General features: G+C 67.4%; 10 protein-coding genes and 1 pseudogene. 6 read left to right on the forward strand and 5 right to left on the reverse strand.

The window, feature by feature from the left end; genetic code table 11:
- Both VFF46_RS33620 and VFF46_RS33625 read left to right on the forward strand, forming a co-directional pair.
- A pseudogene (locus VFF46_RS33620) lies at nucleotides 1-331 on the forward strand (peptidase S10); the annotation flags it as partial.
- Nucleotides 328-783 carry a GNAT family N-acetyltransferase gene (locus VFF46_RS33625; RefSeq protein ID WP_325041278.1) on the forward strand — a complete coding sequence of 152 codons (456 nt, stop codon included), beginning with the start codon at nucleotides 328-330 and terminating at the stop codon, nucleotides 781-783. The pseudogene VFF46_RS33620 and the gene VFF46_RS33625, both read left to right, overlap by 4 nt.
- Here VFF46_RS33625 and VFF46_RS33630 read toward each other — a convergent pair.
- Both VFF46_RS33630 and map read right to left on the reverse strand, forming a co-directional pair.
- Nucleotides 771-1,154, reverse strand: coding sequence for a GNAT family N-acetyltransferase (locus VFF46_RS33630; protein WP_325041279.1), 384 nt, complete (start codon nucleotides 1,152-1,154; stop codon nucleotides 771-773). The two genes, VFF46_RS33625 and VFF46_RS33630, sit on opposite strands and share 13 nt — an antisense overlap.
- Complete coding sequence (gene map / locus VFF46_RS33635) at nucleotides 1,151-1,999, reverse strand: type I methionyl aminopeptidase (RefSeq protein ID WP_325041280.1); 849 nt, start codon at nucleotides 1,997-1,999, stop codon at nucleotides 1,151-1,153. Before map ends, VFF46_RS33630 begins: the two co-directional genes overlap by 4 nt.
- A gap of 55 nt (nucleotides 2,000-2,054) precedes the next feature.
- Here map and VFF46_RS33640 point away from each other — a divergent pair, with 55 nt between their 5' ends.
- Nucleotides 2,055-2,243: a hypothetical protein gene (locus VFF46_RS33640; RefSeq protein WP_325041281.1), complete on the forward strand. Its 189-nt coding sequence runs from the start codon at nucleotides 2,055-2,057 to the stop codon at nucleotides 2,241-2,243.
- A gap of 59 nt (nucleotides 2,244-2,302) precedes the next feature.
- Here the strand turns inward: VFF46_RS33640 and VFF46_RS33645 are convergent, their stop codons facing one another.
- The gene (locus tag VFF46_RS33645) at nucleotides 2,303-2,953 is read right to left on the reverse strand and encodes a hypothetical protein (protein ID WP_325041282.1); all 651 of its coding nucleotides are present in this window, start codon (nucleotides 2,951-2,953) and stop codon (nucleotides 2,303-2,305) included.
- Between the two features lie 134 nt (nucleotides 2,954-3,087).
- On the opposite strand from VFF46_RS33645, the gene VFF46_RS33650 reads away from it, so the two are divergent.
- Nucleotides 3,088-3,984 (forward strand): helical backbone metal receptor, encoded by an 897-nt coding sequence (locus VFF46_RS33650; RefSeq protein WP_325041283.1) that lies wholly within the window; start codon nucleotides 3,088-3,090, stop codon nucleotides 3,982-3,984.
- A gap of 63 nt (nucleotides 3,985-4,047) precedes the next feature.
- Nucleotides 4,048-4,224 carry a hypothetical protein gene (locus VFF46_RS33655; protein ID WP_325041284.1) on the forward strand — a complete coding sequence of 59 codons (177 nt, stop codon included), beginning with the start codon at nucleotides 4,048-4,050 and terminating at the stop codon, nucleotides 4,222-4,224.
- Between the two features lies 1 nt (nucleotide 4,225).
- Here VFF46_RS33655 and VFF46_RS33660 read toward each other — a convergent pair whose 3' ends face one another.
- The gene (locus tag VFF46_RS33660) at nucleotides 4,226-4,705 is read right to left on the reverse strand and encodes an NUDIX hydrolase (protein WP_325041285.1); all 480 of its coding nucleotides are present in this window, start codon (nucleotides 4,703-4,705) and stop codon (nucleotides 4,226-4,228) included.
- 90 nt (nucleotides 4,706-4,795) lie between these two features.
- Here VFF46_RS33660 and VFF46_RS33665 point away from each other — a divergent pair, with 90 nt between their 5' ends.
- Nucleotides 4,796-5,695, forward strand: coding sequence for an aldo/keto reductase (locus tag VFF46_RS33665; protein WP_325041286.1), 900 nt, complete (start codon nucleotides 4,796-4,798; stop codon nucleotides 5,693-5,695).
- A 4-nt stretch (nucleotides 5,696-5,699) separates the two neighbouring features.
- Here VFF46_RS33665 and panB read toward each other — a convergent pair whose 3' ends face one another.
- Nucleotides 5,700-6,479 (reverse strand): 3-methyl-2-oxobutanoate hydroxymethyltransferase, encoded by a 780-nt coding sequence (panB, locus tag VFF46_RS33670; RefSeq protein WP_325041287.1) that lies wholly within the window; start codon nucleotides 6,477-6,479, stop codon nucleotides 5,700-5,702.
- Between the last annotated feature and the right edge of the window lie 783 nt (nucleotides 6,480-7,262).

Here is a 7,262-nt window from a genome sequence, read left to right on the forward strand (position 1 = left end):
ACCGTACGAGATCATCAACATGGACGCCGCGAAGAACTGGTCGTTCAAGGAGTTCGAGGGCCAGCAGATCACGGTCGCGGAGAAGCTCGCCGAGGCGATGCGCGACAACCCGCACCTGAAGGTGTACGTCGCGTCCGGCCATTACGACGGCGCCACGCCGTACTTCGCCACCGAGCACACGCTGGCCCGCCTGCAGATCCCGGCGGAGCTGACCGGCAACATCCAGACGAAGTACTACCCGGCCGGCCACATGATGTACGTCCACGAACAGTCCCGCATCAACCAGGCCGCGGACCTCGGCGCCTTCGTCACCGCCTCCTCCAACCGATGATCCTGCTCCGCCCGGCAGCCGCAGTACCGACGCCACCCGTCCCAGGCGTCGTACTGCGTCCACCAACGGTCGAGGACACCCAACCCCTCGCCCAGCTGTACTACGACTCGTACGACCCCGGCATCGCCTCCTCCACCCCCGAGGAAGCCCTCGAGGACATCACGCTCACCTTCGAGGGCGGGTACGGCGTACTCGACCCAACCCTCAGTCGCCTGGCCTGGCAGGCCGATCGACTCGTCGGCGCGCTCCTCGTCGTGGAACGCGCACCGTGGCCGGACACTCCCGACTGCCCGTTCGTGATCGAGCTCTTCACCGCCCGCAGCCACCGCCGCCAAGGCATCGCCAAGCTCCTCCTGAGCGCATGCTCCGAGGCCACCGTCGCACTCCGCGTCGACCCGGACAACAAGCCGGCGGTGCGGCTCTACGGATCCTTTGGGTTTCAGGAGGGGTAGATGCGGAAGCCGCTGAATGTGCGGTGTTCGAAGGATGCGTAGAAGTCCTCGGCGGTGTCGGTGACCAGGTCTATGCGTTGGGCGCCGGTCAGCGGGTACGCGTGCTCGAGGAGTGCACGACCGACGCCCTTGCGGCGGTACGACGGGTGGACAGCCATCATCGACAGATGCGCCTGGATATAGCCGTCGCTCTGCAGGTACGCGAACCCGATCACCTGCTCGCCGTCCGACGCGACCACCGTCGTCACGCCAGGAGCTGTGAGAACCGCGTGGGCACGGGTCGCGTCCGCGGGCAGGCTCGGCCAGCCCTCGGCCTGGCACAGAGCGAGGACGCCTGCCAGGTGCGGTCGCGCGTACTGCGTGATCGTCACGGCAGCGTGAGTACTTCGGCGCCGGTGTCGGTCACCACCAGCGTGTGCTCGAACTGCGCGGTCCGGGACTTGTCCTTCGTCGTCGCGGTCCAGCCGTCGTCCCACAGGTCGTACTCGTACGTGCCCAGCGTCAGCATCGGCTCGATCGTGAACGTCATCCCGGGCTCGATCACGTCGTCGAACCGCTCGTCATCGTAGTGCGGGATGATCAGCCCGGAGTGGAACGACGTCGAGATCCCGTGACCGGTGAAGTCGCGGACCACGCCGTACCCGAACCGCTTGGCGTACGACTCGATCACCCGCCCGATGATGCTCACCCGGCGCCCGGGGCGGACCGCCTTGATGCCGCGGTTCAGCGCCTCCTGCGTGCGCTCGACCAGCAGCCGGCTCTCCTCGTCGACGTCACCGACCAGGAACGTCGCGTTGGTGTCGCCGTGCACGCCGTCGAGGTACGCCGTGATGTCGACGTTGACGATGTCGCCGTTCTCCAGCGGCCGGTCGTCGGGGATGCCGTGGCAGATCACCTCGTTGACCGACGTACACAACGACTTCGGGTAGCCGCGGTAGCCGAGCGTCGACGGGTACGCCCCGCGCTCGATCAGGTACTCGTGCCCGACCCGGTCGAGTTCGTCCGTCGTCACGCCGGGCTTCGCCGCGGCACCGACCGCCTGCAACGCCTGCGTGGCCAGCTTGCTCGCCACCCGCATCTTCTCGATCAGCTCCGGTGGCGTCACGTACGAACCGTCGAACGGCGCCGGCGCCGGTTTGCCGACGTATTCCGGGCGCGTGATGGCAGCAGGTACGTCGCGGCGCGGCGAAATGACGCCAGCAGTAAGAATCGACATGGTGAGATCATTCTAGGCAGCGCTGCGAAACGACTCCCAGGAGGTGGTCAGCCAGATGAGCGACGATCACAGCAACGAGTGGTACTTCAACACCAAGACCGGCAAGGTGGAGCCCTACCAGGGTGCGAAGTCGGGGGACCGGCTCGGGCCGTACAGCTCGCCGGAGGAAGCCGCCCGCGCGCTGGAGAAGGTCCAGGAACGCAACGAGAACTGGGACAACGACCCGAAGTGGGACGACGACTGACGCGCTGAGGGGCACCACCGATTCCGGTGGTGCCCCTCGAACTGCTGTTGCAGGTTGTGTCAGCGCGCGACGCGCTTGGCCGCGGTCTTCCGGGCCGGAGCCTTGCGGGCCGGCGCCTTCTTGGCGGCGGTCCGCTTCGCCGGAGCCTTCTTCGCGGTCGTGCGGGCCGGCGCCTTCTTCGCGGCGACGCGCTTCGCGGGCGCCTTCTTGGCGGCGGCCTTCCGGGCCGGGGCCTTCTTCGCGGCGGCCTTCTTCACGGTGGCCTTCTTGGCCGGGGCCTTCTTCGCCACCGTCTTGCGGGCCGTGGTCTTCTTGGCCGCGGTCTTCTTCGCCGGCGCCTTCTTCGCGGTGGTCCGCTTGGCGGCGGTCGTCGTCTTCTTCGCAGCAGCCGTTGTCTTCTTGGCAGCGGTGGTGCGCTTCGCCGGCGCCTTCTTGGCCACCGTCTTCTTGGCGGTGGTCTTCTTGGCCGGAGCCTTCTTCGCGACAGCCTTCGTGGCGGTGGTCTTCCTCGCCGGGGCCTTCTTCGCCACCGTCTTCGTGGCCGCGGTCTTCTTGGCCGCACTCACCTTCTTCGTCGCTGTCTTCTTTGCTGCGCTGACCTTGCGCGCGGTCGTCGTCTTCGCGGCGCCGGTCTTCTTCGCGACAGTCTTCTTGGCGGGAGAAGCCTTTTTGGCTGTCGCCTTCCCTGCGGCTGCCTTCTTGGCTGGCACTCTGCCTCCTTGGTGCGGCTGAGGAAAACCACGGTGGATTCCTCGTCGTCATGATGATGACAACACTTGTGCGCTACGTAAAGCACCGGAAACACGTCCAGGCTAAGGAGAACTGGCGGCGTACACTGGCACAAATGCCGAGGATCCTTGTAATCAAGGGATTCCGCCGCGCCCCGAGCATGCCGGATACGCCGAATATTTTCTTGGCGACACGCGGCGATTATGGGCCCGAAACCGGCGGATCGGCGAGTGTTGTCCTCGGCAACGTCCTGCGAACAGAGGAGCCGAAGAGCATGTACGACGACCTGCGCAACGTCGTCGAACTACCTCGCGAGGTGCGCCGCGTGGTCAGTATCGTGCCGTCGCTGACCGAGTCGATCGCGGCCACCGACGTGCACAAAATCGTTGGTGCGACCGACTGGTGTACGCATCCCGCGGACCTCGACGTGACCCGTGTTCGCGGTACCAAGAATCCCGATCTCGACACCATCCGCGCACTCGCACCGGACGTCGTCGTGGCCAACGCGGAAGAGAACCGCGCGGAAGATCTGGACGCGTTGCGCGCGCGTGGAATCGCGGTCTGGGTGACCGCGCCGACGACCGTTACGGAATCACTCGACTCGCTCGGCCGCATGCTGTCCGCGATCATCGGCGGCGAACCGTCGTGGTTGCGCGAAGCGCGAGAGGCCTGGAGCACGCCGTACGACGGAATGCGCCGGCGGGCGGTGATACCGATCTGGCGCAGACCGTGGATGGCACTCGGGCGCGACACGTTCGCGGGTGATCTGCTCGCGCGTATTGGTATCGACAACATCCTGAGAGAATCCAGCGAACGCTATCCCCGGATCGCCCCGGACGCGTTACCGGAGTACGACATCGTGGTACTGCCCGACGAGCCTTATGCGTTTTCACCGGACGACGGACCGGAGGCGTTCGGCAAACCCGCCAAGTGCGTTTCCGGCCGGCACCTCACCTGGTACGGACCGTCGCTCGTCGAGGCGCGGGCCGTGCTGAGCGGACAGTTGGCGTGACGTCCACCACGATCACGACGCAACAGCTGGACGGCTTAGGTATGCCTCACCTACGCTCGCCGGGTGTCGTCGATCACCGCGAAGAAGAAGTGCTGCAAGGACGAGCCGAGGTGCAAGAAGTGCCCGGTCGTCCTGATGCGTCTGTCCAAGGCAGGCTGCGCCGAGCGGCTCGATCGCGTGCACTACAAGGTCGGCAAGAAGGTTCCGAAGAAGGTCCTCAAACAGGCACGCGCGCGGTAGGTCAGGACGCCCGGCGCAACGTGATCGCGTCCGTGGCCTGACGGAGCATCCCGGGGATCGTGACGTGCGCGGCCAGGCCGGTCGCCTCGAGATCGTCGCCGTACCACCAGCCGTGTTCGCTGATCGTCTGCTGCTCGATCTCCTCCTGGTTCGCGAACGTCACGTCGACGCGGTCCACCGCGACCGCGTAGAACGTCTGGTGCTGCACGATCCGGCTGCCGCTGTACTCGAACTCGATCGTGTTGGTCGCGAGCGGCGTACCGAGCTCGGCGGCCGGAAGCTCGATCCCGACCTCCTCGCGCAGCTCCCGGCAGGCCGCGTCGGCGATCGTCTCGCCGTCCTCGACACCGCCGCCGATCGTGAACCAGTACGTCGTCTCCGGCTTCAGTGGGTCCCAGCCGTGCAGCAGCAGGACCCTGCCGTCCGGGCGCACCGGCAGTACGCGAGCCGTCGTCCGCCGCCGAACCGTAGATTCCGTCACACCACAAAACGCTAAGGGACAACGCCCGCCGTCCGTCGCCTCGTGCGGCGCGTCTCACAGTGGTTGCCGTGCACATCTACGATCGGAGACATGGCAACGATCGGGCTGGGCCTCGCGGCACTCGGGCGTCCGGGGTACATCAATCTCGGGCACGACGAGGACCTGCCGCCGCGACGGGCCGTCGAGGACCTGCGGACGCGGACGCACGAGCTGCTGGAGCAGGCGTGGCAAGCAGGTGTTCGGTACTTCGACGCCGCGCGTTCGTACGGGCTTGCCGAGGAGTTCCTCGGCGAATGGCTGACCCCCGAACGCCGCAGCCGGCTGACGATCGGGTCGAAGTGGGGTTACACGTACGTGGCCGACTGGCGGTACGACGCGGACACGCACGAGGTGAAGAGCCACGACCTCGCGACCTTCGAACGGCAGTGGCCCGAGACCCTGCACGCGCTCGGCGGCCCGCCGGACTTCTACCTCGTCCACAGTCTGACGGCGGACAGCCCCGCGCTCGAGGACAAGCGCTTGCTGGATCGGTTACGCGAGCTCGCGGACACCGGCGTACGCGTCGGTCTGTCGACGAGTGGTCCGCGACAGGCCGAGACGCTGCGCAAGGCGATGACCTCCGGTACGCCGTTCTCCGCAGTACAGGCGACCTGGAACGTACTGGAGACGTCGGCCGGTCCCGCACTCGCTGAAGCACACGAGGCCGGGTGGTTCGTCGTCGTGAAGGAGGCGGTCGCGAACGGGCGGCTGACGACGCGCGCGGGCGAGACGCCGTTCAACGAGTTCGCCCGCCAGCACGGAGTCGCGCCGGACGCGCTGGCGATCGGCGCGGCAGTGGCTCAGCCTTGGGCGGATGTCGTGCTGAGTGGTGCGACCACGGCGGAGCAGCTCGAGAGCAATCTGGCGTACCACGTCGACGGTCCGCTCCTCGAGTTCGTGCAGCAACCCGAGGAGTACTGGACCGAACGGTCCGCCCTTCCCTGGATCTGATCCCTCAGAAGGTGTGTTCGTCTCCCGGGAACACACCGTTCGCGACCTCGGCGGCGTACGTCGTCGCGGCGTTCGTGAGGATGCCGCGCAGGTCGGCGTACTGCTTCACGAACCGCGGCATCGTGCCCGCGCGCAGCCCCGCCATGTCCTGCCACACCAGCACCTGCGCGTCGGTGTCGCGGCCCGCGCCGATACCGATCGTCGGGATCGGCACCCGCTTGGTGATCTCACCCGCGACATCACCCGGCACCATCTCCAGCACCACCGCGAACGCCCCCGCCGCGGCGAGCGCGACCGCGTCGTCGATCAGCCCGGCGGCCTGATCGCCCCGACCCTGCACGCGGTACCCGCCGATGCTGTGCTCGCTCTGCGGCGTGAACCCGATGTGCGCCATCACCGGGATGCCGGACTGGGTCAGCTTCTCCACCATCGGTACGACGGTGCGCCCGCCTTCGAGCTTCACCGCGTGCACGCCCGCTTCCTTCATGAACCGTACGGCGGTGTGGAACGCCTGCTCCGGCGACGCCTGGTACGACCCGAACGGAAGATCCGCGACGACCAACGCATGCTCGGCCGCGTTCGCGACGGCGCGGGCGAGGGGGATGAGCTCGTCAACGGTCACCGGGAGCGTCGACCTGTACCCGAAGACGTTGTTCGCCGCGGAATCCCCGACGAGCAACACCGGAATCCCCGCCTGGTCGAAGATCTCGGCGGTGTACTGGTCGTAGGCGGTCAGCATCGCCCACTTCTCACCCCGGCTCTTGAACCCCCGCAAATGATGCACCCGATACCTACGCGGCCGCGTCCCACCCCCGCCATACGGCGAAACCTCCCCCGCACCCGCGACCCCAGCCCCACCAGCAGCACCACCTGCGCCGGCAGCACCAACCCCGCCGGCCTCTGCCCCAACACCCACGCCACTTGCACCTGCAACACCCGGTCCGCCAGCGCTACGTGCACCAGCAGCACCCGGTCCGCCAGCGCTACCTGCACCAGCAACACCCGGTCCACCAGCGCTACCTGCACCAGCAACACCCGAGCCACCAGCGCTGGCGGCACCTCCCGGGCCCGCCGCGCCATCTGCTCGTGCTGCCTGCCCCGCCCCCGCCGTGCTACCGCCGACTCCTGCGCCCGCGGTGCTACCTGCGCCTTCCGCGCCCGCGGTGCTACCTAGAACTCCTGCGCCTGCGGTGCTACTTGCGCCTCCAGCGTTTCCTGTAGGTGCAGCACCCGCGGCACCCGACTGTGTGTCGGTAGGTGGTTGGTACGCGCGACGTCCAGCGCGGTGGGAGCTGACCTGATCCGCGGAGACCTGGCTTGGCGCATCCTGCTGTACGCCTGCCCGCCGCCGCGCACCGACCGGTCCGGCAACTGCCTGCCGACCGGGCATATTCGTCGGAGCCTGCCCACCGGACGAAGCAACCGAATCGCTCACCGACGTGTTGATCTCGTACTCCGCACTCGGATCCGTCAAGTACCCGTCGTCTCCCGAGCCCCGCCCCGACTCCCGAGGCGTCACCTCACCCCGAAGCCGAATCTCCTGCGGCCGCGTCTCCTCAACCAACAC

Origin of the sequence: Kribbella sp. (genome assembly GCF_035655035.1) — a bacterium.
In the GTDB taxonomy this organism is placed as follows: domain Bacteria; phylum Actinomycetota; class Actinomycetes; order Propionibacteriales; family Kribbellaceae; genus Kribbella.

Excerpts from the sequence above, each read along its gene's own strand:
- VFF46_RS33625 (WP_325041278.1), top strand. The coding sequence starts at position 328 with ATGATCCTGCTCCGCCCGGCAGCCGCAGTACCGACGCCACCCGTCCCA.
- map (WP_325041280.1), bottom strand. The coding sequence starts at position 1,999 with ATGTCGATTCTTACTGCTGGCGTCATTTCGCCGCGCCGCGACGTACCT.
- VFF46_RS33640 (WP_325041281.1), top strand. The coding sequence starts at position 2,055 with ATGAGCGACGATCACAGCAACGAGTGGTACTTCAACACCAAGACCGGC.
- VFF46_RS33650 (WP_325041283.1), top strand. The coding sequence starts at position 3,088 with ATGCCGAGGATCCTTGTAATCAAGGGATTCCGCCGCGCCCCGAGCATG.
- VFF46_RS33665 (WP_325041286.1), top strand. The coding sequence starts at position 4,796 with ATGGCAACGATCGGGCTGGGCCTCGCGGCACTCGGGCGTCCGGGGTAC.